The sequence below is a fragment of the Arthrobacter sp. M71 S08 genome (genome assembly GCF_059089725.1).
Genome location: NZ_JBNHEY010000002.1, coordinates 61,991 through 85,450 on the forward strand (window position 1 = coordinate 61,991; position 23,460 = coordinate 85,450).

The following is a 23,460-nucleotide window of genomic DNA, read 5'->3' on the forward strand; positions in this document are numbered from 1 at the left end:
GTAGTGTGCACACGGCCAAAGACCAGCAACAGAGGAGTGAGCGTCATGCCCCGCTTGGTAGATCACCAGGAGCGACGCCGTTCGATCATCGAGACCACGTGGCGGCTGATCGCTGAGCAGGGCATCGAGAACGCCAGCATGCGGGACATCGCGCGGGAGTGCGGTTACGCGGCGCCCGGCGTCCTGGCCCACTACTTTCCGAACAAGGATGCTTTGCTGCTGGCGTCGTACCAGCTGATCTGCGAGCGGACCAACGAGCGGATCGAGGCAGGCACCGAGGGTCGCCGCGGACTCGCGGCGCTGCGCGGTCTGTGTCTGGAGATCATTCCGGCAGACCCGCTGACCGTCGTAGAGGCGCGCGTGGCCATCTCCTTTTGGCAGCGTGCGCAGACCGAGGAGTCGTTGCGTGCAGTGGGCCGCGACGCCCTGCTGCACTGGCGGAGCCTGATGATGGGATTCCTTGCGGAAGCAGAGCACGACGGCGAGTGCCCGCCTTTGGTGGATCCCGATTCGGTCGTCGACGAGCTCCTCAACATCATGATGGGGCTCCACGTCACTTCGATGCTGGACCCCTATGTGGTCACGGGCTCGCGGCAGCGCCACATGATGGAGCGAGCACTGGGCCGGCTTTCCTCCGGGCAAGCCGCGGGTGTGGTTTAGGCCTTTTCCTTCGCTGCCTGCTTCGGCTGACCCGCCGCCGCGCGCTGCTGACCCGCCGCCGCGCGCTGCTGACCCGCCGCCGCGCGCTGCTGGCGCACGCTTTGTGCCACTGCCCTCATACGCGCGGTCGGGCGCTGGGTCCGCAGCCGGGCCAAAACGATGCTCAGCTCCGGCACTTTGTCCTTGATGGCGACGGCGGCGACGTGCCCGCCGTCGTACGTTAGTCCGTGCTGCGGGCGCTGGTGCAGGATCGAGTAGCCGTGGCCATTGGCCACGAAGGTGCGCACTGTCTCGTAGCTGGCGGAGCGGAACTGCACGTTGGGCTCGAAGCCGGCGCTGCGCAGGATGGAGAGCATCAGCTCGCGGCTGTGCGGGAGGTCGAGCAGGACGAACGGTTCCTCGGCCACTTCGGACAGCGATACTTCCTTCCGTGAGGCCAGTTTGTGCTCCGGCGGAAGGGCCAGGTAGGGACGGACGCTGTCGACGGCGGTAACCGCTATCGCTTCCGGGAGGCCGAGGTCGTAGCAGAGGGCGAGGTCGGCCTGACCGGTGAGGAGGGCGGCTGAGCAGCCGGTGGCGTCGGCTTCGGTTACTTCGAGTTCCAACTGCGGGTGATCAGTGCGGAGTCGTCCCAGTAGTCCGGGGAGCATGAAGGGCGCCAGAGTGCTGAAGCAGACCAGGCGGATGCGGCCTTCGACGCTGCGCTGCTCGCCCTTGGCATGGTCGAGTGCTTCTTCCAGATGCCCGAGTACCGCCTGGGCATCACGGAGGAAGAGCTCGCCAGCCGGCGTGAGCAGCAGACCTTTGGATCGCTGCCGGATGAAGAACTGTGAGCCGACGCTCTTCTCCAATTGGGAGACGGCGGCCGACACTGCGGACTGCGCCACATTCAGGCGAAGGGCAGCTCCGGTCATCGACTGTTGGGCGGCGGCTTCGACGAAATAGCGCAGTTGGGTCAAGGTGACATCCATGCGCCACAGCCTACTCCCTTCAACACTTCTGCTGATGCAACATGTCGGAAATGACTGTTAGACAGATTCAGTCTGCGGGAGGAAGGTGGAACCAGCACCCCTTTGCTTAACCAGCAGGGTGACCGTGAACAGGAACATTCAAAGCGGAGAGGCAGCAGCCACGTGAAGCACCAGCGCATTCGTACCTTCAATACGAAGGAGACCTACCCGGAGCAGAACCTCGACAACGACCTGTGTCAGGCCGTGGTCGCGAACGGGGTCGTCTACCTTCGTGGCCAGATCGGCCAGGATCTGGACACCCGCGAGTCCGTCGGGATCGGCGACGTCGAAGCGCAGACCGAGAAGGCCATGGCGAACATCGACATGCTCCTGAAGGAAGCCGGCAGCGGCCTGGAGGACATCGTCAAGGTGACCGTGTACCTGGTCGACCCGCGCTACCGCGAAACCGTGTACCGCACCATGGGCCGGTGGCTCAAGGGCGTGTATCCCGTCTCGACGGGCATCGTTGTGCAGGCACTCGCCCGGCCCGAGTGGCTGGTAGAGATCGACGCGACCGCTGTGCTTTCGACGCCGGAGGGCGAGAAGTGACGTTCAGCATCGCCGCTACCGACGGCAACGGACGTTTTGGCATTGCTGTCTCCTCTTCGTCACCCGCCGTTGCGGCCCGGTGTGCGCACCTGCGTGACGGTGTCGGCGTCGTGAGTTCGCAGAACATCACCGATCCGCGGCTCGGCGTTGAGCTCCTGGACCGTATGGAGGCGGGATCGTCCGCGCAGGAGGCACTGGTCGCCGTCGTGCGCGACGCTCCTGGGATTGATTTCCGGCAGCTCGTCGTTCTGGACGCCTCCGGTGGATCCGCCGTCTTCAGCGGGGCCAATACGCTCGGCACCTTCGGCGAGGGCAGGGGGCGGAACTGTGTGTCTGCCGGCAACATGCTGACGAGCTCCGCCGTCGCGCAGGCGCTGTGTGATGGTTTCGAGGCTGCCACGGGAGAATTGGAAGAGCGCCTTCTCGCTGCTTTGAAGGCTGCCGAAGCCGCCGGGGGAGAGGCGGGGCCCGTGATGTCGGCGGGCCTCTCGGTTGTTTCGGGTCATGGCTGGCGGGACACCGACCTGCGCGTGGATTGGCGTGAGGATCCCATCGCCGAGCTGGAGCGGCTGCTCGAGGTGTGGCTGCCACAGCGCGAAGATTATGTGGATCGCGGGCTCGATCCGGCCGCTTCGGTCAGTTACGGAGTGCCCGGCGATGACCGCTGAGCAGACGACGGCGGATGTCTCCGTCGATGCGGGGCAACGCGCCCGCGTACTTGAGGCGGTGACCGCCGAGCACCAGCGGTTGATGGGGCTCTCCGAGCAACTGCACGCCAATCCCGAGCTCGGTTGGCAGGAACACCAGGCCGCCGAATGGGCCGCCGAGTACCTGACGAGTCTCGGCTTCGAGGTCGAGAAGGAGTACCTCGGTTTCCCCACGGCTATCCGTGCTGTCTTCGGCACGGGCAGTCGACGGGTTGGGCTCATGGCGGAGTACGACGCGCTTCCCGGTCTCGGCCATGCCTGCGGGCACAACATCATCACCGCAATCTCCTGTGGCACCGCTGCTGCGCTCGCCGAATTCGCCGAGGAGCGGGACCTCACCGTCGAGGTTTACGGAACGCCTGCTGAGGAGGGCGGCGGCGGCAAGATCGAGCTGCTGAAGCGCGGAGCTTTCCAAGGGCTGGAACTGGCCATGATGGCTCATCCGAGTCCCGTCGATTCCGCCGATGCCCGACCCTACGCCGTCGCGCACAGCCACATCGAGTTCCAGGGCAAGTCAGCGCACGCGGCTGCGTACCCGGAGATGGGCGTCAACGCGAACGATGCGTTTGTCGTCGCGCAGGTTGCGCTCGGCCTGCTGCGGCAGCAGCTACCGTCGGGCACTCGTGTGCACGGTATTCAGACCCGCGGGGGAGAGGCGCCGAACGCTATTCCGGAGAAGACGGAGGGCCGCTGGTACGTCCGCGCCGAAACGCTGGCGGACCTCGAAGGGCTGGAGGAGCGCGTGTACCGGTGCTTCGAGGCCGGCGCCCTGGCATCCGGGTGCGAGCTGTCGATCACGCCGGAGTCCGAACCGTACTCAGAGTTCCGGACCGACCAGCGGGCCCTTGAGCTGTACGTTCGGCACGCCGAGTCGCTGGGTCGGGACTTCAATGCGCCCCCGGAGCAGGCGACCATGAACCGCGCCTCCACCGACATGGGCAACGTGTCCCAGGTGGTTCCGGCCATTCACCCCTATATAGGTCTGGGCTGCTTCCCGGCAGCCAATCACCAGCCAAGCTTCGCCGCCCACTGCGTTGGTGAGGCAGCGAATCAAGCAATTTACGACGGCGCTGCCGCCTTGGCGCTCACCGCGCTGGACTATCTGGCGTAGCCCGGACATCACAATCACTCAGAAAGAGATCATGAACAGCCAAGAGGCATCGTCGACTAGCAGCGTTCGGCTGGAAAGAGACAGTCTGGGGGAGCGGGAAGTTCCTGCCGACGCCTACTGCGGGATCAGCACCCTGCGTGCGGTGGAGAACTTTCCCGTCAGCGGACGAACGATTGGAAGCATGCGTTCGCTGCTGTGGGGGTTCGGCGCCATCAAGGCAGCGGCCGCTCGTACCAATGAACAGCTCGGACTGCTGGAACCGGCTCGGTCAGAGGCTATTCAGGCGGCGTCGCGCGAGGTGATGGAGGGGCTGCTTGACGAGCACTTCCTTGTCGATCGCATTCAGGGCGGCGCCGGAACCAGTACCAACATGAACGTCAACGAGGTGATCGCGAACCGCGGGCTCGAACTAATGGGGCGTGCGAAGGGCGACTACTCCGCCCTGCATCCGATTGACGATGTGAACCGCAGCCAGTCGACCAATGATACCTATCCGACGGCCATCAAGATCGCTTTGCAGCGTGAGCTGATTACCCTGTGCGACGAGCATCAGCGACTTAGTGACGCCTTCGCTGCTAAAGCCGAGGAATTCGCAGGCATCATCAAGGTCGGGCGGACTCAGCTGCAGGATGCTGTGCCCATGACGCTGGGCCAGGAGTTCGGGGCGTTTGCGGAAACTCTCCGGGAAGACAGGAAGCGGCTGCTGGAATTATTGCCTCACCTTCGGGAGTCCAACCTTGGCGCAACTGCCATCGGCACAGGAATCACCGCGCCGCCTGGGTATCGTGATGCCGTCATCGAGGAACTGAATGCTCTGACCGGTCTGCAGTTGGTTTCCGCGACGGACCTGGTGGAAGCTACGAGTGACACCGGTGTCTTCATGCTGGTATCCGGGGTGCTGAAGAGGGCGGCAGTGAAGCTCTCGAAGATCTGCAATGACCTGCGTCTGCTTTCCTCGGGCCCGCAGACCGGCTTCGGGGAGATCTTCCTGCCGGCAGTTCAGGCAGGATCGTCGATCATGCCGGGCAAGGTGAACCCCGTTATCCCAGAGATGGTCAACCAGGTTGCGTTCAGGATTGTTGGTGCCGATGCAACGGTGACGATAGCAGTTGAGGCGGGTCAGCTCCAACTCAACGCCTTCGAACCCGTCATCGCTGATGCCCTTCTCGAATCTCTCGACTGGCTTACCGCGGCATGTTGTCTTTTGCGTACCCACTGTGTCGAAGGGATCAGCGCGAACACTGCAATACTTCAGCAGCGAATGCTCGAGTCCATCAGTGTGGTCACTGCCTTGGCACCACTGATCGGCTACTCAGCGGCGGCCGATCTCGCTAAGGAAGCCCTAGTCAGCAATCGAACGATCGCAGCACTGGTAACCGAGCGGGGGCTGTTAGACGAACAGAACCTATACCTTGCACTGTCACCCTGCAGCCTCGCCGGTGAGAGGAAGTCGGTCTAACACCCACTCTTACGGGCTATTTGGGCAGTGCCAATGTTCGCCGATCAGACGCCTAGCTAGAGAGCATCGTCTGCCCATTACACGTCATCGACCGCCACAGCGTCGTAGCAGGACGTGGGTGCTACTACCAAGAGCACTAGGGCATCGGGCGGGTTGACATGACGGACCACTCTCGCTGGACCGTGCGGCGCAGCTACGCCCGCCAAGATGAATTCTTCCGCGGGACCTTGCGCGGGTGGTTGATACGGGTTCTCGCCGTCTATTGAATAGTATGGTCTCTCGTACGCACTGTAACGTCAGTGCACGGTGCTGCCGCCGACGTTGTTGTTAAGGTTTCTCGGAAGAGACGGGATAGTAGAGAACTGCAACTTTTTCTTCCTGCCTCAACATCAGTGGCCGGTCCGATACATAAGGAAATAGGGCTACTCAGTGGGTATGTTGCCACGGTTTCGCAGTACGCGGGTGATGTACGCGGAACTCTCTTTGACTTGATGGGTACCGCGGAGCGGGATGCAGCACTAGTGTTTTCCGACGTTGAGCGTGCGCTGGACGCGCTGCAACCGGTGAATTTATAAGTACTGAGCTTTGAAGAATTGGTTCGCCCGTACATCTCGTGGACCGACCTAAGCAAGCGACTTCAGGAGCTCAGTCTCGCGTCGCTCGATCAAGAAATGATTGTTACATCGCGCGTATTTGCACAGCACGGAGGCTTGCATCCGGGCAACGTCCTAGTGTGTGGCAGCACCGCTGTCCTGATCGATCTGGAGAGCCAAACGGTGGGGAGCGGATGTGTGGATCTGTCGGATTCCTCCTTGGCGCTCTCTTCAACGGTGACTCACCCTTCACCACCGATGAGTGGCCGCCGGTCGAACTTTGTGAGGAGTTCCCTCGCCGGACCGATGATGCACCCCACCATCTCAGCTTTTTTTGGGGGGGAAGCATGGCTCCCTCGGTATTCCAGGAAGCATGGAAGTGGCTGGCGAGGCGGTCCACGGGGGACAGAGACTACTGGGGGATGGTCCTGGCCTTCGCAGCGCGACAAATGGCATACGACGATATACGGGCCAATGACCTCGCTTTCGGACGGGCTGCGGCGTTGGTTGGTCGTGCAAATAGGGAGCTCTCAAGCGGAGGTTCGCGCCCGCCAAGGTGGCAATGCGGTATAACAGCTAGAGATTACGGGAGCGGTGAACCCACTCATCTTCGGTGAGAAGCAGTATTCCTTCGAGGAGGCTATTGAAGAAACTTGAAGTCACAGCCCTCGACCGCCTGGGTTACCTCTTGGACGTAGAGACGTCGATAACCGCGCTCTGGTAACGAGGGGGTCGCGGGCCCGAGTTCTTCGGCACGCCGCGCAAGCTCCTCATCGGAAACGTCAAGCTGCACCAACCGCCGACTCACACTCAACGCGACCGTGTCCCCTGTCCGCACCAGCCGTAACGGCCCACCGACCGCAGACTCCGGCGTTACATGCAGCACCACCGCGCCGGCCGCAGTGCCCGACATCCGGCCGTCCGAAATCCGCACCATGTCCTTCACGCCCTGGGCCGCAAGCTTCTTAGGGATCGGCAGATAACCAGCTTCCGGCATTCCGGGGTTGCCCACCGGCCCAATGTTCCGAAGCACCAGAACAGAATCGGCGGTCACTTCAAGCGCAGGATCATCGATTCGAGCAGCCAGGTCGGCCGCGTCCTCGAACACCACCGCGGGTCCCGAATGCTCAAGCAACGCAGGAGACACGGCCGCCTGCTTGATGATCGCCCCACCGGGAGCCAGGTTCCCGCGCAACACCGCCAGGCTGCCCTGCGGATAGATCGGATCCGACAGCGGCCGGATGATGTCCTGCGGGAAGCCCGGACCGGCGTCGTCGATCTCTTCGCCCAGCGTCCGCCCGGTCACGGTGAGTACATCGCGATTGATCAGCGAACCCAACTCGCGGAGCACGGTGGGAACGCCGCCCGCACGGTGGAAGTCCTCCATGTAGTACTTGCCCGACGGCTTCAGGTCCACCAGCACCGGCGTCTCGGCACTCATCCGGTCCAGCTCATCCAGCGACAGCTTGATCCCCAGCCGTCCCGCGACAGCGGTCAGATGGATGATCGCATTCGTCGACCCGCCGATCGCCAGCAGCATCCGCAGCCCGTTCTGGAAAGCCTCGGGCGTCAGGATCGACGACGGCGCAACACCGGCAGCAGCCAGAGCCACAGCCTGCGTCCCCGTAGCCTCGGCAATCCGCACCCGGTCCGCCGTCACAGCCGGCGCAGAAGCAGACCCAGGCAGCGCAATCCCCATCGCCTCGGCAATGCACGCCATGGTGCTCGCCGTTCCCATCACCGAGCAGGTGCCGACGCTACCCACCAGGCGCGAGTTCACGTCGTCGACCTCTGGTTTTGCAATCTCCTGCGCACGGAACTTGCCCCAGTACGCGCGGCAGTCCGTGCACGCTCCGACCCGCTCGCCGCGATACCCGCCGGTCAACATCGACCCGGTGACCAGCGAGATCGCGGGCACGCCAGCCGACGCCGCACCCATCAGTTGCGCCGGCACCGTCTTGTCACACCCACCGATGAGTACGACGGCGTCCATCGGCTGCGCGCGGATCATCTCCTCCGTGTCCATCGACATCAGATTCCGCAGGAACATGCTGGTGGGGGAGGAGAAGCTCTCGTGCACCGAGATGATCGGGAACTCCACGGGCAGCCCACCGGCCAACATCACGCCGCGCTTCACTGCCTCGACCAGCGCCGGCATGTTGCCGTGGCACGGGTTGTAGCCGCTGCCGGTGTTCACAATGCCGACGACGGTCCGGTCCAGCGCATCATCCGAATACCCGGCGCCCTTGATGAACGCCTTCCGGAGGAACAGCGAGAACTCGGCGTCGCCGTAGCTCGTGAGGCCCCGGCGCAGACCCGAAGGCTCAGATGAAGTCACCGGAACGCAGGCGTTCCCGTGATGTGGTTGCCCAGGATGAGGGTGTGCACCTCGTCAGTACCTTCATAAGTGCGCACGCTCTCAAGGTTGTTCGCGTGCCGTAGCGGCGAATAGTCCAGCGTGATCCCGTTGCCGCCGAGCATCGCCCGCGCCTCCCGGCAGATCTCAATCGCCTCGCGGCAGTTATTCAGCTTGCCCACTGAGATCTGGTGCGGCTCCAGCGTCCCGGCATCCTTCAGCCGGCCGACCTGCAGCGCCAGCAGCATGCCCTTGTTGATCTCCAGCGCCATGTTCACGAGCTTCTGCTGCGTCAGCTGATACCCGGAGAGCGGCTTGTCGAACTGCATGCGCTCCTTCGAGTACGCCAGCGCCGCCTCATAGCTGTCCCGCGCCGCACCCATTGCGCCCCAGATGATCCCGTAGCGTGCCTCGTTTAAACACTCGAACGGACCACGCAACCCGCGAGCCTTGGGGAGCATCGCCGATTCGGGCAGCCGCACGTCGACCAACTCGATATCGCACTGGATCGACGCCCGCATCGACAGCTTCTGCCGAATCGCCGTCGCAGTGAAGCCCTGCGTATCGGTGGGCACCACAAAGCCGCGGACGCCGTCGTCGGTCATTGCCCAGATGATCGCGACCTGCGCAATCGTTGCCAGCCCGATCCACCGCTTGGCGCCGTTCAGAACCCAATCGGAACCGTCCTTACGGGCATTGGTCACCATGGACCCGGGATCGGAACCGGAACCGGGCTCCGTCAACCCGAAACAGCCGATCGCCTCGCCCTTGGCCATGCGGGGCAGCCACTCGTTTTTCTGCTCCTCGGAGCCGTGCTTGGCGATGGCGCTCATCGCCAGCGACCCCTGCACGCTCACGAACGTCCGCAGGCCGGAGTCGCCCGCCTCAAGCTCCAGCGCGGCAAGGCCGTACTCCACCGAGCTGCGGCCCGGGCAGCCGTACCCCTTGATGTGCATGCCGAGCAGGCCCAACTCCGCCATCTTCGGCACGATCTCCAGCGGGAACACCGCGTTGTCATACCACTCGGCGATGTTTGGCTTGATCTCGCTGTCCACAAAGGAACGGACGGAGGAGCGCAGCGATATCTCCTCTTCCGACAGGAGTGAGTCGATGGACAGAAGGTCGACAGTCATGGTTCAACCGGCTTTCAGGTGGAAGGGGTGGTGGTCGAGAGCGACGCGAACGTCGCATCGTTGTGTTCGCCGAGCAGCGGCGGCAGGCGCCGGTAGCTCGCGGGGGTCTCGGAGAGATGGATCGGGTTGGCGACCTGGTGGCTGGTGCGTGGGCCGGCGTCGTCGGCCATTTCGACGGCGGGATCAAGTCCCAGCTCCTCGGCCAACTGAAGCGCCTCCACAATGGAGTTCACCTTCCCGGCCGGCACGCCCTCCTTCGACAGGACGGCGGACCACTCGGCCGCGGGACGCTTGGCGAGCTGCTCCTCGAGCAGAGCCTTCAGTTCATCCCGGTGCGCCACGCGCTCGGTGTTGGTCTGGAACCGCTCATCGTCGGCAAGTTCAGGAACACCAAGAATACGAACGAGCGATGCGAACTGCCGGTCCGTCCCGACGGCGACAGCCAGGGGCCCGTCCGCGGTGGCAAGCGTCTCGTAGGGCGCAATCGACGGATGCGCGTTGCCCATCCGCTGCGGCGCCTCACCGGTGGCCAGCGTGCTCGACGCCTGGTTCACCAGCCCCGCCAGCAGCGATGACAGCAGGTTCACGTCGATCCGCTGCCCCTGCCCGGTCGCGTCCTTATGCCGCAGCGCCGCAAGAATTCCGACGACGGCGTTCTGCCCGGTCAGCACGTCCACCAACGCAACACCCACCTTGCTCGGCTCCGAGTCCAGCGACCCGGTCACGCTCATCAGCCCGCCGACCGCCTGCACCAGGAGGTCATACCCGGGAAGGTGAGCCCCCGCCGTCGCACCGAAGCCGGTGATGGAGCAGTAGATGAGGTCGGGTTTCTCCGCGTGCAGGGTCTCGTAGTCCAGCCCGAACTTCGTCATCACGCCCGGCCGGAAGTTCTCGATCACCACGTCAGCGTGCAGCGCAATATCCCGAGCCCGCGCCAGCCCCTCGTCAGTCCGCAGGTCGCACACCACCGAGCGTTTGTTCCGGTTCACGCTCGAGAAGTAAGTGCCGACGCCGTGCTCGTCGACGGGCGGCGTCCAGGACCGGGTGTCGTCCCCGGCAGGGCTCTCCACCTTGATGACGTCCGCCCCGAAGTCGGCGAGCATCATCGACGCATAGGGTCCCGCGAGGACGCGGGAGAAGTCCGCCACCCGGACGCCGTCGAGGGGACCGGTTCGCGATGCTGACGTGCCCATTGCGCGTCATCCTCCTTAGTTGGTGGTGCTGTGTGGCCTCAGGGCCCCGCGGTCACGGGATTGCTCAGCGTGCCGACCCGGGCAACGCGGCATTCGGCCGTATCGCCGGGTTTGACGTGGATGGCTCCGGGCGTGCCGGTGGAGATGATGTCGCCCGGGTAGAGCGGCATCACCTTCGAGTGGAAACTGATCAGGTACTCGGGGCTGTACCGCATATGCGCCACGGTGTTGGTCCGCAGCACCTCGCCGTTGACCACCGTCGACACCTCCATGTCCGCGAGGATCCCGTCACCCACTGCCTCGGCCAGCGGCACAATCCGCGGCCCGAACGAGAAGAACCCGGGGAAGTTCTTGGACCGGGTCAGGAACCGGGGGTTCCGCTGCAGGATGTCCTCGGCCGTCTGGTCCAGTACGGGCACGACGCCGGCCACATAGTCCAGCGCCTCGTCCACCTCCACGTTGCGGCAATACCGCCCGATGACGACTGCGACCTCCGCCTCCGCGGTCGTCCGCTCGCTCTGCGACGGAATGGGGATGTCCTCACCCGGCCCGATGATGGTGTGGTCGCCCTTGATGAACGACGCCGGCTCCTCCGGCACACCCTCGGACAGATCCGACGCGTGCTCCACGTAGTTCAGCCCGATGCCCCACAGCATCCGCGGGTGCCGGTACGGAGCGCCGAAAATGACATCGGAAGGGTCGCGGAAGGCGGCGTCGTCGGCCGCATCCGCCGCCGACTCCAACTGGTCCAGGAGTTCTTCGACCAGCACGTCGCGGATGTCGCCGGTGAAGCCGGGCAGCAGGTCGCGGACCAGCGCGACGCCGCGCCGCGGGTGCACGACGGCGGCAAACTCGTCCGCGCCCATGCGGACCGAGCAGAGATGCAGGGTGTGTCTCATCTCAGTAGCTCCTTACCAGGCCGCCGTCGCAGCGGATCTGTTCGCCGGTGACGTAGGCTGCGGGCTGGCTGGCAAGGAACGCGACGACGGCGCCGAACTCCGCCGGCCTGCCGTACCGCCCTGCCGGGATGGTTGCCTCGGAGGAAGCACGGGCTTCCTCGGGCGTCTTGCCGGTGCGCTTCGCGGCGGCCTCGTCGAGGGACGCCACCCGGTCGGTGTCGATGCGCCCCGGTAGCACCATGTTGACCGTGACCCCATCGGCAGCAACCTCGTTGGCGAGCGTCTTCAGGTATCCGGCCAGCCCGGCGCGGCCAATGTTGGACAACGCCAGGTTCGGCAGCGGACTCTGCACCCCGCTGGATCCGACGGCGATAATTCGCCCCCAGCCGCGCTCACGCATACCGGGCAGCACCAGGTTGGTGAGTTTGATGTGCTGCAGCAGCAGTTGGTTCACGGCGGCCAGTGCCTGCTCATCCGACACGTCGGCCGCGCCGCCGGGAGGCGGGCCACCGCTGTTGAGCACCAGTACGTCGATCGGCCCGAACGCCGCCTCGGCCGCCTCGACCAGCCGCTCCTGCGCGCCCTCCAGATTCAGGTCAATCCCGACCCCGACGGCGGAGGGCAGCTTCTCTGCCTCGGCGCGCACCAGATCCTCGCGGCGGGCGGCGAGCACCACATTGGCGTCCTCCTCGGCTAGCGCCTTGGCAATAGCCAACCCGATCCCGGAGCTCGACCCCGGCACCAGTACGTTCTTACCCTTGAGTCCCGTATCCATCAGGCGAGCTCCTTTACAGCTTCGAGGTGTGCGTCGATCATGTCAACCAGTTCCGGCGGCAGCGTGGGTGCAGGCGGGCGGACGAGCGCTTCGGCGATGATGCCGCGGCGTCTGAGGATTTCCTTGCGTAAGGCGAGGCCGATGCCGGGTTGACCCTCGAAGTTCGCCAGCGGCAGCCACGGCGCAAAGACGTCGCGGGCGGCGCGGAAGCCGCCGGCGCGGTTCGCTTCGATAGCCAGCTGCAGCGCTTCCGGGTGGGAGAAGCCGGTCATGGCGCCGGCGGCACCGGCCGCGAGCTCATCGATCAGACCGACGCCGCCGAGTCCACCGAAGACCGGCACATCGGTCCTGGCAGTGAGCTGGGCGATCGCCGCCGCGGTGGGCGGCGCCTCTGACTTCACGGCGGAGATGAACGGGCAGCGCTCGACGACGGCCAGAATCTGCGCGGTGCTGATCTTCACCCCGGAGGCCACGGGGTAGTCCTGCAGCACGATGTCCGCGCCGGTTGCCTCATGGATTGCAGTGAGGTGCCGGGTCAGCAGGTCCGGATTCGGTGTGTTCGCCTGCACCATGATCGCGGCAAGGTTGGACCCTGCAGCGCTGACGGCTGTGTTGGCCTGTTCGATCGCGACGTTCGTGGTGCGCGACGACAGTCCCACGACGAGAGGGGTATCTTCGGCAGCTTCGGCGACGGTGGACACAGTGAGGATCTGCTCGCCGGTATCAAGCGTGGCGCCCTCGCCGAACACTCCGAGCACCACCATTCCGGTGGCCGGAATGTGCGTGTACAGCTCGACTTCCCGCTTCAGCGACTCGGTGTCGACGGTGAACGACGGCCCGGCGAACGGCGTGGCAAGCACGCCCCACAGGCCCTTTGCTAGATGCGTCATGCGGCTTCCTCACTGTCAGGATTTTGGTTCAGTACAAGCGAAACAATGTGCTCGGCAATGGCGAGCGACGACGTCGCAGCCGGCGACGGCGCATTCCGCACCGCCAGCACTGAGCCGTGGCGGGTGATCCGGAAGTCATCCACCAGGGAACCATCGCGGTCCAGCGCCTGGGCGCGGATGCCGCTGGGCCCGGGAACGACGTCGTCAATCGTCAGTTCCGGCACGTACTTGCGTGCCTCGGCGACGAAGCGACGCTTGCTCAGCGAACCCACCATTTCGACGGCGCCGGTACGCCAGTGCTGCTTCGCGAAAGCTCGGAAACCGGGGTAACCGACGGCGTCGCCCAGGTCCCGGGGGGAGACCGTTCCCCAGCCGTACGCCTCGCGGGCGAGCGCGAGCACCGCGTTGGGGCCGACCATCACCTCGCCGTCGGTGCGTGGGGTCAGGTGTACGCCAAGGAACGGGTACCGCGGATCCGGCACAGGGTATACGAGGCCTTTGACGAGGGACCGCTTCTCCGGCTTGAGGAGGTAGTACTCACCGCGGAAGGGGACGATCTTCGGGTCCTCGTCGTCGCCCGCGAGTTTTGCCACCCGGTCCGCGTGCAGCCCGGCGCAGATGATCACGGAGTCGAAGATCTCCCAGGTGTCCTCGCCGTTGTGGCGTCCGGTGACGAGCGTTTCTCCGCCGCGGGTGGTCAGGCCGGTCACTTCGAAGCCGGTGTGCACGGTGCCGCCGGCGGCCTCGATGTCCTCGGCGAACGCCCGCGTCACCGCGCCGTAGTCCACGATCGCCGTGTGTGGGGAGTGCAGTCCGCCGACGCCTTCAACATGCGGCTCAATCTCGCGAAGCTCGTCGCGGTTGATGATCCGCACACCCGGGACTCCGTTGGCCCGGGCGCGGGTCATGATGTCACCCAGCCGCGATTCCTCGACCGCGTTCCGGGCAACAAGCACTTTGCCGCACTCGTCATAGATCAGTCCGCGCTCGCTGCAGTACTCCTTCAGCAACTCCACACCGCGGCGGCACAGCGTCGCCTTCAGCGACCCGGGGGTGTAATAGAGGCCGGCGTGCACCACTCCGGAGTTCCGGCCAGTCTGGTGCGCGGCGAGTTTGGCTTCCTTTTCGAGGACGGTGACCTTCGCGTCCGGCTGCTGCTGGAGCAACCGCCGGGCGACGGCGGTGCCTAGGATGCCGCCGCCGATCACCGCATAGCGTGTGGCTGTCATTGGGTCTCCTTAACAGGGGTCTGGTTGCGTCGCAGCGAGGACAGTGTGAACACCGGAACTCCGCGCGATTTGCGGATCATCCGGCGCCCGATGCGGAACGTAAGGGCAGCGGCCAGCGAGACGACGCCGGCCACCACCCAGGCCGTGGAATATGAGGTGGCGCTCACCAGCAGCCCGAACAGCAGCGGCCCGCCGGCCGCGCCTAGCGAGAGACCGGTCTGGACCACACCGGTCGCCGACGCGGCCGCCAGCCGGTTATCCCGCACGACGGCGAAGTGCAGCAGCCCCGGCCAGGTCCAGCCTGCGCTGTAGGCAAGGAGTGTGCCGGTCACCATCAGCGCGGTCGACCCGACACTGAGCATCCAGTAGCCGACGACGCCGGCCACCAGCAGGTTGGCGATCAAGACGTAGGGGCTGCGGGTGGGCATCCTGTCCATGAGCGCGCCGAGCAGGATGCGGATGCCGAGGCCTATGACCGCCGCACCGGCGAAGAGGTACCCGGCGGTGCTGGGCGCAATGCCCGATTGCACCATCGAGTCCACCAGGAACACGCCGAGCGAGGTGGCAGCCGCAGCAGCGAGACCGGCGCCGACCGTGAGGACCACCAGCCCGGCACGCGGGGTACCGCGGTCCTCCGGGTGGCTGGCCGCCGTCGTCGTTGCCATCGGTGCCTGGCCACGGACCAGCGCCCAGAGGGCGAGGCACAGCGCCAGCGCGGCGCCGAAGAAAAAGGCATACCGCCAGCCGAACACCAACGCGACCCCGGGAACCGCGAGTCCGCCCAGCAACGACGCCGCCGGGATGGACGACTGCTTCACACCGAACGCCAGACCCAGCCGGTTGCTGCCGATGCTGCGGGAAATGCCGAGGTTGGCCGCGGGCTGCGCCATGGCGTTGGCAAGGCCGCCGATGAACAGCGCCGCCACCAGAACGGGGAACGACGGCGCTGCTCCGGCGCCCACCAGCGCCACAGTCGCGAGGCAGGCCGAGAAGACCATGCCGCGCCCGGCACCGACCCGTTGCACCACTCCGCCCAGCGGTCGGGCAAGGGTCCCGGACGCCGCAAACAGGGTTGCCGTTGCGATGCCCATCTGAGCCGGCCCCAGGTGGAGGTCGTCGCGGATCTGTACCGCCAGCGCACCCAGGAGGAACGCGGGCAGCACCCCGGTAGTAGTGACGGAGACGGCCTGCAACAGGGTGGTCACAGGCCGTCCCGAGGACGGTAGGCTCACGCGGTTGTTTCGGCGGCACCGGCGGCTGCCGGTGTGGGTTCATCGTGGGAGTGCCGCTTCCGGCGGATGAAGTGCAGCACCAGGCCGAGGGCCACCATACTTCCGCCAACCATCATGTAGATCGGCTCCATCACCAGCAACGGCAGCGAGCCGAGACCGATCAGCGCACGTTCCAGCCAGTTCGCCGGCCCTGCGATCCAGCCGCCGAATGCCACGGCCAGGGAAGCCACCGTGATCGCCGAGATGACCAGCGCCAGGAGCACCGTCGGAACACCACCCTGCATCAGCAGGCCGACGCCCGGGCCGGAGAGCACGAAGATGAACGGCACCAGGAAGGCCGAGAGGGTGTACCGCCAGGTCAGCCACATGGTTGGTATGGGCTTGCCGCCGGTGATGGCGGAGGCCGCGAACGGGGACAGCGCCGTCGGAGGCGAAACCTCGCTGAGTACGGAGTAGTAGAAGATGAACATCGCCGCGGCGAACGCGGGGACGCCGACGTCCTGCAGCGCCGGGCCGATGATGACCCAGGAGATGATGAAGCTGGCAGTCACCGGAACGGCAAGGCCCAGCAGGATCACCGAGATCGCCGAGAACAGGGCCGTGAGGAACAGTGACCCGCCGGCGAAGTCGACGATGATGTTCGCGAGCTTCAGGCCGAGCCCGGTCAGCGTCATGACGCCAACGATGATGCCCGCGGCCGCCATCACCGGGATGACCGACAGCGCGCCGGTGGCGCCGATTGCCAGCGCATCCCAGATGCGCTTCGGCGACATCCACGATTCCCGGTCCAGGAAGCTGAGTAGGAAGGCAAGGATTGTGGCATACACAACGGCACGGAACGGCGTCATGCCCATGGCCATGAACACCACGATCGCCACCAGCGAACTGAAGTGGTAGCCGAACCGCATAAGCAACTTGCCTGCCGGCTTCGTCTGCATCTCGACGGGCTTGGTCTTGAATCTCCGTGCATCCATCTCGATCGCGAGGATGATGCCGAGGTAGTAGAGCAGGGTGGGGATGGTGGCCCAGATCAGCACCTGCAGGTAGGAGACGTTCAGCAGCGCGGCGATGATGAACGCCGCGGCGCCGAGGGTCGGAGGTGACATGATCGCGCCGATACCGGCAGCCGCGAGGACGCCACCACCGTTTTCCTTCGGGTAGCCGGCTTTCTTCAGCAGCGGCCACGAGATACCACCGAGGGTCACGGTGGTTGCAACGCCCGAACCGGAGACCGTACCGAGCAGGAAGCCAGCCAGGGTCACGGTGCGTCCGGGGCCCGACTTGGACTGGCCGAATGCGGAGAAGGACAGGTCAATGAAGAACTTCGTGGCGCCGGATGCCGTGAGCACGGCGCCGTAAATAGTGAACAGGATGATGTACGTCGCCGCCACATCCGTTGGCACTCCAAAGATGCCCTGGGTTCCCATCACGTTGTGTCCCACCAGCCGGATCCACCCGAATGAGGACGTATTGAACGGCGCCGGGAAGTAGGGACCGAAGTAGGCGTACGCGAAGAAGCCGAGCACCACTATCGGAACCAGGATGCCGACGGTGCGCCGTGCAGCTTCAAGGACCACCAGGATCGCGATCGTACCCATGATGAGGTCGAGGTAGGTGGGAACCACCGCGCGCCGGAAGAACGAGTCCCAGTCACTGATGATGTAGAAGAACGGGACGGCGGCGATGATGGCCAGCGCCCAGTCGAGAATGTGCGGATTGTCTGACTTGCCGGCTGCCTTGTCCTTGTCCGTCCGGCCCCAACCGCGGTACACAAGGAACGTCATGGACAGGCCGATCATCAGGAACGCCGGCAGGTAGAACTGCGTTGCCATCGGGTTGAACACCCAGTACAGGCCGAAGGCGGACAGCGCGACGCCGACCACCTTGATGATCACGGCGGGCTTGCCGCTGAGGTGCCGGGCGGGCTTTTCGGCCTCGAACTCGGCAATCAGCGCTTCTTCGTCCAGCTTGCCGTCGGGATCCTCGTGGGGTTCCGGAGAAGCCCTGAACTCCTCCTTCGATATCCGCTCATGCCGGGCGGCTTTGCGCTCTGCTGCGGTCATTCGGTGAGAACCGTGGCCGGCCGGGGTTTCGTGGTCGGGATCCTCGGCTAATGATTTCCGTCGCTTTCCCGCTCGGGCGGGTGCGGCACCTTTGCCGTCTGGTCGCTCGGTCATTGGGTCTCCTTGATGTCTAGCACAACGAACGGATGGTCGTTCCCGACGAGCGACCACAGCTCAAGCGGCGGTTGTCCGGGGACGTGGAGAGTGCGCTGCCCGAGGTCGGTGGCAGCGAGTGAAAGGCTCCGGAAGACCACCGGACGGGAAGGGTTCGGCGGTACAACATAGTTGCGCCGGTCTTGTGAACCGGCAGGCAGTGGGGCATCAGGAACGCCGTAGTACTCCTCGAGGACGGCCAGCTGGTCGGCCGCTATCTCCACCAGGCGGTAGGAGCCGTCGGCGAGCACCTCGTAACGCTCCTCGGCGAGGGTCTGGTAGATCGAGTTGCGGTAGCTCACCGCGAAGGTGTCCCCGGTCAGGGGCACCGTGGCGAGCTCGCCGCCGTCGTTCGAGACCACCAGGGCACGCTGCGATGGTTCAGCGTTCCCGGCAGTCACGCCGGCCAGCGTGCCGAGGCACAACAGCACGGCGACGACAGTTGTTGAGCGAGCTGCCACGAGCTGCGTCCTTGTTATCTAGCCGGCCTGGTCGAAGTAGTTCTGCGCGCCGGGGCAGGTCTCTACGAACGGAACGTCACCGGCCGTGGCGGGGTCCATCTCTTCCGCGGCGGGGTGTACCTGGATGAGCTGTTCCTTGTTCTCGAAGAGCGCTGTGGTGATGTCCTCCTGGAGCTGCTCATCCATGTTGGACGGGGCAACGAGGATGTTCGGCGAGACGATCACGGGAACCGCCTCCGTCTGTCCCTCGTAGGTGTTCGCGGGAATTTCCTGCTCGACGTAGAACTCACCGAATTCCTCGGCCATCGGTGCGGCGTACTCACCGATCGGCACGATCACCATGTCACCGTCGGCCGCGAGGTCGATCAGCGCACCGGTGGGCAGGCCGCCCGACCAGAAGCCGGCGTCGATGGTGCCGTCCCGAAGCGCCGCCACCGTTTCGGCAACACCGAGCTGGCGGCGGTCAATGTCCGCTTCCGGATCAATGCCGGCGGCCTCAAGGGTGCGGAGCGCGGCAACTTCCGTCGCCGAGCCGGGCGCGCCCACCGAGACGACCTTGCCCTTCATGTCCGGAACGGTCTGGATACCGGTGTCCTCAACAGTGACCGGCTGCAGGTAGTTGTTGTAGACGTTGCCGAGCGAGCAGATCTCCTGTGGCTTGCCCTCGAAGTCATTCACTCCCTCAAAAGCGTCCGACACCACGTCACCCACGGCGAGGGCGAGCTGCGCGGCACCGCTTTCGAGCAGCAGGATGTTGTCCACCGATGCGTTGGTTTCCTGAACAGTGGCGTCGTAGCCCTCGATGTTTTCGCGGATGACCGTCGCGAAACCGCCGCCGAGCGGGTAGTACACGCCGCCGGTGCCGCCGGTCGCGATGGACAGAGCCCCACCTCCGCCGGCCTCCGGACCTTCGCCGCCACCGCCTCCGCCGCCGGGCTGCGGGCTGCCGCAGGCGCTCAGGAACAGTGCCGGTGCAAGGACTGCGGCGGCAACGATGCGCGGTCCGCGTACCTTGTTCTTGGTGCTGGTCATGGGTTTCTCCCTTGATATGTGGTGGGTGTGTGGTGCGGTGTTGATGGCGTTGGTTCTCATTGCTGATGCCCCTTGTGTGGAGCCGTTTCGGCCGGGGCCGGGACGTCGGCCACGGCCAGCAGTCCCGCGAGGGTGCGGTAGTACCCCACGAGAACTGCCAGTTCTGTCATCCCGCTGGCGCCGAAGTGCTTCTGCGCCTCCGCATGGATGTCTTCTCCCACACCGGCTTCAGCGACCAGCTCCCGGGTGAGTTTGAGGGCAGCGGTTTCGCTGTCCGATGCGCCCGTCGGGATGCTGCCCGCTTTCAGCTGGGCCAACTCCTCTTCGGAAACGCCGACGACGGCGGCCGCGCGGCTGTGCGCGTACCACTCGTACTCGGACTTCAGGGCTGCCGCGACGGCGCAGATCACGAGCTCGCGGGTGCGGTCGGGGAGCTGGCCTTTGAACCGCAGCGCAGCGCCGAGTTCCTGCACCGCGTTGCCAATGCCGGGCGCGAAGAGGAGGGCATTGAACGGGCCGGCGAGGGAGCCGTCGTCGTACATTATTGTGAACGGACCGTTGGCGCGCGGGCCGGCGGTAATCCTGTCGTAGAGCTCCTGCTGGTCCGGGGACAGGTCACCGGGGGCCAGGAGGGGGAAGCGGTCAGACAAGGGTTCGACCTCCGTCCACGTAGAGGACGTGCCCGGTCACGAAGGACGCCTGCTCGGAGGAGAGGAAGAGGACGGGCCCAGTGAGGTCGTCGACGTTGCCGAGCCGCCCGGCGGGGACCAGCGACGTGTAGTGCTCGCGGACTCCCGGCTTGTCCAGGTGCGTCCGTGTGAGTTCTGTTTCGGTGTACCCGGGGGCGATCGCGTTGACGGTCACGCCGCTGGAGGCCCATTCCCGGGCCATGACGCGCATCATCTGATTGATGCCGCCCTTGCTGGCGGCGTAGGGGCCGTGGTCGGGGTGGGCGAGGATGCCCGAGACCGAGGAGCAGTACACCTGTCGGCCCCAGCCGGCGTCGACCATGTGCTTCCCGGCGGCTTTGCCGAGGCGGAAGGCGCTGGAGAGGTTGATGTCGATGGTGCGCTGCCAGTCTTCGTCTCTGGTTTCGAGAACGGGAACGCGATGGTTGACGCCGACAGCGTGGAGGAGGATATCGATGCCGCCGAGCGTTTCGACCGTCGCCTCGACGGCGTCTTCGCAGCCTCCCGCCGTTGAGAAGTCGACTGTTAGGCCGCCCTCGTAGCCCTTGAGGCGTGACTCATCAATGTCCGCAACAATCACCCGGGAACCCGCCGCGTTGAACGCGGCGGCACAGGCGTCTCCGATGCCCCCGGCGCCGGCGATAAGCACCCGCCTATCGGCAAGTCCCAGCCAGTTGTCCACGTATTGCGGTCCTTCTGTTTCGTCTTCGAAATAAAGCACTATTGGAGATTGTATACAAAACGAGGACCGGTTGTAACCCCCGTCACATTTAAGTTAGCAGAGGTAACTTCGTTTTGGGGGACTTTTTCGGAGTGTGACATGTTACTCGGGGAGGTCCTGGAAGACGGGTTGGGTCAGGCGTGACCCTGCGTTCCTGCCGCGGCAAACCCCTCAGAGAAACTGCTCAATCTGGACGTCGCTGAGCGAATTTCGCTCGTTCTGGCGGAGATTGAGCAATGTCCCAGCTGCGCTACTTGGCGTCCAGGAACCTGCGAAGGGCATCGACGGCGTGGTCGCGGTGGTCGTCCAGATGCTTGACGAGCCGGTCAGCATCACGGTCAGCGAAGGCCTCGATGATGAGGTTGTGCTCCTCCTCGACGCGGTGGCGGTTGGTGGGAACGCCGTAGTACACGAAGCGGTACGTGTCGGTGGCATCCCACAGGACCTGGATGAGCCGGTCGAGGCGCGGCATCCCGGACGCGGAAAGGAGCGCAAAGTGGAACCGGCGGTTGGCTTCGGTCATCGGCAGGATGTCGGCGGCAGCGCTCGCGGCCTCAACCTCAAGAGCGGCGTCCTTCATGGCCTGCAGCACCGATCCGTCTGCCCGCTTGACCGCGGCGTGCGCGGCCTCGGTTTCGAGAAGCTGCCGGATGCGGTACACCTCCAGGAGATCCGCAAGTGACAGGCGGGCAACCTTGAAGCCCCGATGCGGCTCGTAGACAATCTGCCCTTCACCCTCAAGGATCTTGAATGCTTCGCGCAGGGGGACCCGGCTGACACCCAGCCGCTCAGCGAGAGCATCCTGCCGCAGCGGCTCGCCCGGCTGCACCTCGCCGGCGATGATCATGCGACGCAGTTCGGCCAGCGCAAAGGCCTGGGCGGTAGGCGGCCGCTTGCGCGATGTGGCGGCCATGTACGCGTCCTCCCTCTTCCGGTCGCCGAAACTTCCTGTTGACTCTAGTTCAACACACAGCCCATTCCGGATGGCCCCCGGCAGCAGAAAATCAGCACCTGCCACGGGTCTTCACCATTCTTGAGGAAAGCTTCGCCCAAAAGGACACGGTGGCTTGAAGTATGTGGTTCACAGTGGAAACAGACTTCTCCGGGGCGGACCGTTCGCCGGCCCGGAGACAGGTTTCGTCGACGGGTTGGGAGCGCGTGAGGTTGGCCTGGCTGAAGAGCAAACTGAACTGGGCGCTACCCGCGAAACCGGCATCGAATCTGGAACCGGCGCAGTGCGTGCCTGAGTATCTCCCCGTACACCGGCCGGAGGTCATTGGACGTCTCGCGGACGAGTTACCCGCCGTGGCAGACGCCCTGCGCTATCGCGACAACTTCGCGAGACTCCTCCCGGAGCGCATTCAGGCCCTCACCGCCGAGATTCGCTCGAAGGACGAGCAGGCCGCCCAGGCCACGCTGCTCAGCCTCAAGGTGGGCTCGAGCATGGTGGGCGCACCCCGGCTTCAGCATGTGGTGTCCCAGTGCCTCACGGACATTCGCGCCGGTCGCAGGACCGCCTGTCTGCCGACGCTGGTGCGGGAAGCCGAGCGGTTCCTCACCTACCTGGCCGATTCAGGCAACGGCGGTGCCTCTAGCTCCGGTTTCAATCCCACTCACGGGAGACACCGGGCGCAGGACTAATCGACCGGCATCATCCGGTAGCCGACACCGCGAACAGTCTTGATGAAACGCGGTTCCCTGGTGTCCTCACCCAGTTTCTTTCGAAGGTTCCGGATGTGGACCTCGACGAGGTGATGATCATCCGTCCAGCCCTCACCCCAGACGCGTTCTAGCAAGGTTTCCCGCGTCCACACACGGCGCGAACCGGTGATCAGCGTGGCGAGCAGATCAAACTCGATCTTTGTCAGCGGCAGTTCCGCACCGTTGAGCCGCGCTACCCGTCCCTCGACATCCACAGTCAGGGCACCATGCACGACGACGGAACCGTCACCTTCCACTGTGTCCCGCGTCCCGTCGCCGTTACCCTGTAATGCCGTGCCGGGAGCCGCCCCAGCGTCAACGAAGGATCGCGGGCGGCGGAACATCGCCGCAACCCTTGCCCGTACCTCCCGCGGGCTGAAGGGCTTGACGATGAAGTCGTCGGCGCCGATCTCCAGTCCCATGACACGTTCGATCTCCTCGACGCGGGCGGTGATCATGACGATGTAGGCGTCCGTCTGGGGCCGCAACTGACGGCAGACTTCCATTCCATCGAGGTCCGGCAGGTTCAGGTCGAGTGTGATGAGATCCGGCTGATGCTCCCGGACCAGATCCAGCGCTTCCCTACCGCTTGCGGTCTCAATGATGTTGAATCCGACCATCGAAAGGGTGAGTACCAGGAGCTCGCGGATGTCAGAATCGTCCTCCACGATCACTGCCGTGCGCTCGAAAGAATCAGTACCCATACTCAGTACCTTGCCAGACGAGCGCGTGCCCGGGGAGCCGGGTTGCGCGAATGTCTTTGCCAAATCTTGAGGAGCTTCCTGCACATCCTTGAGTTTGGTGGGCCACACTGAGGGGGTAGGTCCTGTTCCCAAGAGGACAG

Annotated in this window: 23 protein-coding genes; 7 read left to right on the forward strand and 16 right to left on the reverse strand. The window is 64.9% G+C overall.

Annotated features, from left to right (window positions below; all coding sequences use genetic code 11):
- The first annotated feature begins 45 nt into the window (after positions 1-45).
- Positions 46-660 carry a TetR/AcrR family transcriptional regulator gene (locus tag AC5RTB_RS04160; RefSeq protein ID WP_494059826.1) on the forward strand — a complete coding sequence of 205 codons (615 nt, stop codon included), beginning with the start codon at positions 46-48 and terminating at the stop codon, positions 658-660.
- Here the strand turns inward: AC5RTB_RS04160 and AC5RTB_RS04165 are convergent.
- Positions 657-1,631, reverse strand: a complete 975-nt coding sequence (locus AC5RTB_RS04165) for a LysR substrate-binding domain-containing protein (protein WP_494059827.1) — start codon at positions 1,629-1,631, stop codon at positions 657-659. The two genes, AC5RTB_RS04160 and AC5RTB_RS04165, sit on opposite strands and share 4 nt — an antisense overlap.
- Positions 1,632-1,793: 162 nt before the next feature.
- Here AC5RTB_RS04165 and AC5RTB_RS04170 point away from each other — a divergent pair, with 162 nt between their 5' ends.
- The 4 genes from AC5RTB_RS04170 to AC5RTB_RS04185 are packed head-to-tail and all read left to right on the forward strand — an operon-like array spanning position 1,794 to position 5,496.
- Positions 1,794-2,219 (forward strand): RidA family protein, encoded by a 426-nt coding sequence (locus AC5RTB_RS04170; protein ID WP_494059828.1) that lies wholly within the window; start codon positions 1,794-1,796, stop codon positions 2,217-2,219.
- Positions 2,216-2,887, forward strand: a complete 672-nt coding sequence (locus AC5RTB_RS04175; protein WP_494059829.1) for a DUF1028 domain-containing protein — start codon at positions 2,216-2,218, stop codon at positions 2,885-2,887. The genes AC5RTB_RS04170 and AC5RTB_RS04175 overlap by 4 nt, the downstream gene beginning before the upstream one ends.
- Complete coding sequence (locus AC5RTB_RS04180) at positions 2,877-4,037, forward strand: M20 family metallopeptidase (protein WP_494059830.1); 1,161 nt, start codon at positions 2,877-2,879, stop codon at positions 4,035-4,037. Before AC5RTB_RS04175 ends, AC5RTB_RS04180 begins: the two co-directional genes overlap by 11 nt.
- Positions 4,038-4,068: 31 nt before the next feature.
- Positions 4,069-5,496, forward strand: a complete 1,428-nt coding sequence (locus AC5RTB_RS04185) for an aspartate ammonia-lyase (protein ID WP_494059831.1) — start codon at positions 4,069-4,071, stop codon at positions 5,494-5,496.
- 1,233 nt (positions 5,497-6,729) lie between these two features.
- On the opposite strand, the gene AC5RTB_RS04190 is transcribed toward AC5RTB_RS04185, so the two are convergent.
- The 14 genes from AC5RTB_RS04190 to AC5RTB_RS04255 all read right to left on the reverse strand — a co-directional run bounded on the left by AC5RTB_RS04190 (position 6,730) and on the right by AC5RTB_RS04255 (position 21,828).
- Positions 6,730-8,427, reverse strand: a complete 1,698-nt coding sequence (locus tag AC5RTB_RS04190) for an IlvD/Edd family dehydratase (protein ID WP_494059832.1) — start codon at positions 8,425-8,427, stop codon at positions 6,730-6,732.
- The gene (locus AC5RTB_RS04195) at positions 8,424-9,578 is read right to left on the reverse strand and encodes an acyl-CoA dehydrogenase family protein (RefSeq protein WP_494059833.1); all 1,155 of its coding nucleotides are present in this window, start codon (positions 9,576-9,578) and stop codon (positions 8,424-8,426) included. The genes AC5RTB_RS04190 and AC5RTB_RS04195 overlap by 4 nt, the downstream gene beginning before the upstream one ends.
- 14 nt (positions 9,579-9,592) lie before the next feature.
- Complete coding sequence (locus AC5RTB_RS04200; protein WP_494059834.1) at positions 9,593-10,771, reverse strand: CaiB/BaiF CoA transferase family protein; 1,179 nt, start codon at positions 10,769-10,771, stop codon at positions 9,593-9,595.
- A gap of 38 nt (positions 10,772-10,809) precedes the next feature.
- Positions 10,810-11,670, reverse strand: a complete 861-nt coding sequence (locus AC5RTB_RS04205; protein ID WP_494059835.1) for a fumarylacetoacetate hydrolase family protein — start codon at positions 11,668-11,670, stop codon at positions 10,810-10,812.
- Between the two features lies 1 nt (position 11,671).
- Positions 11,672-12,445, reverse strand: coding sequence for an SDR family oxidoreductase (locus AC5RTB_RS04210; protein WP_494059836.1), 774 nt, complete (start codon positions 12,443-12,445; stop codon positions 11,672-11,674).
- Positions 12,445-13,335: a dihydrodipicolinate synthase family protein gene (locus tag AC5RTB_RS04215; RefSeq protein ID WP_494059837.1), complete on the reverse strand. Its 891-nt coding sequence runs from the start codon at positions 13,333-13,335 to the stop codon at positions 12,445-12,447. Before AC5RTB_RS04215 ends, AC5RTB_RS04210 begins: the two co-directional genes overlap by 1 nt.
- Entirely contained in the window at positions 13,332-14,564 is a 1,233-nt protein-coding gene (gene lhgO, locus AC5RTB_RS04220; protein WP_494059838.1) for an L-2-hydroxyglutarate oxidase, read from the reverse strand. The genes AC5RTB_RS04215 and lhgO overlap by 4 nt, the downstream gene beginning before the upstream one ends.
- Positions 14,561-15,769 (reverse strand): MFS transporter, encoded by a 1,209-nt coding sequence (locus AC5RTB_RS04225; protein WP_494059839.1) that lies wholly within the window; start codon positions 15,767-15,769, stop codon positions 14,561-14,563. Before AC5RTB_RS04225 ends, lhgO begins: the two co-directional genes overlap by 4 nt.
- A gap of 23 nt (positions 15,770-15,792) precedes the next feature.
- Complete coding sequence (locus tag AC5RTB_RS04230) at positions 15,793-17,973, reverse strand: TRAP transporter permease (RefSeq protein WP_494059840.1); 2,181 nt, start codon at positions 17,971-17,973, stop codon at positions 15,793-15,795.
- Positions 17,970-18,473 carry a hypothetical protein gene (locus AC5RTB_RS04235; protein WP_494059841.1) on the reverse strand — a complete coding sequence of 168 codons (504 nt, stop codon included), beginning with the start codon at positions 18,471-18,473 and terminating at the stop codon, positions 17,970-17,972. The genes AC5RTB_RS04230 and AC5RTB_RS04235 overlap by 4 nt, the downstream gene beginning before the upstream one ends.
- An 18-nt stretch (positions 18,474-18,491) precedes the next feature.
- Positions 18,492-19,505: a TAXI family TRAP transporter solute-binding subunit gene (locus AC5RTB_RS04240; RefSeq protein ID WP_494059842.1), complete on the reverse strand. Its 1,014-nt coding sequence runs from the start codon at positions 19,503-19,505 to the stop codon at positions 18,492-18,494.
- 56 nt (positions 19,506-19,561) lie between these two features.
- On the reverse strand, positions 19,562-20,155 hold the full coding sequence (locus AC5RTB_RS04245; protein ID WP_494059843.1) for a carboxymuconolactone decarboxylase family protein: 594 nt from the start codon (positions 20,153-20,155) through the stop codon (positions 19,562-19,564).
- A complete protein-coding gene (locus AC5RTB_RS04250) occupies positions 20,148-20,915 on the reverse strand; it encodes an SDR family NAD(P)-dependent oxidoreductase (protein ID WP_494059844.1) in 768 nt (255 codons plus the stop codon). Before AC5RTB_RS04250 ends, AC5RTB_RS04245 begins: the two co-directional genes overlap by 8 nt.
- Before the next feature lie 250 nt (positions 20,916-21,165).
- On the reverse strand, positions 21,166-21,828 hold the full coding sequence (locus AC5RTB_RS04255) for a GntR family transcriptional regulator (protein ID WP_494059845.1): 663 nt from the start codon (positions 21,826-21,828) through the stop codon (positions 21,166-21,168).
- Positions 21,829-21,982: 154 nt separating this feature from the next.
- Between AC5RTB_RS04255 and AC5RTB_RS04260 the strand changes: the two genes are divergently transcribed.
- Positions 21,983-22,162 carry a hypothetical protein gene (locus AC5RTB_RS04260; protein WP_494059846.1) on the forward strand — a complete coding sequence of 60 codons (180 nt, stop codon included), beginning with the start codon at positions 21,983-21,985 and terminating at the stop codon, positions 22,160-22,162.
- Positions 22,155-22,556 (forward strand): Hpt domain-containing protein, encoded by a 402-nt coding sequence (locus AC5RTB_RS04265; RefSeq protein ID WP_494059847.1) that lies wholly within the window; start codon positions 22,155-22,157, stop codon positions 22,554-22,556. Before AC5RTB_RS04260 ends, AC5RTB_RS04265 begins: the two co-directional genes overlap by 8 nt.
- Here AC5RTB_RS04265 and AC5RTB_RS04270 read toward each other — a convergent pair.
- On the reverse strand, positions 22,553-23,320 hold the full coding sequence (locus AC5RTB_RS04270; protein ID WP_494059848.1) for a response regulator transcription factor: 768 nt from the start codon (positions 23,318-23,320) through the stop codon (positions 22,553-22,555). The two genes, AC5RTB_RS04265 and AC5RTB_RS04270, sit on opposite strands and share 4 nt — an antisense overlap.
- Positions 23,321-23,460 lie beyond the last annotated feature (140 nt).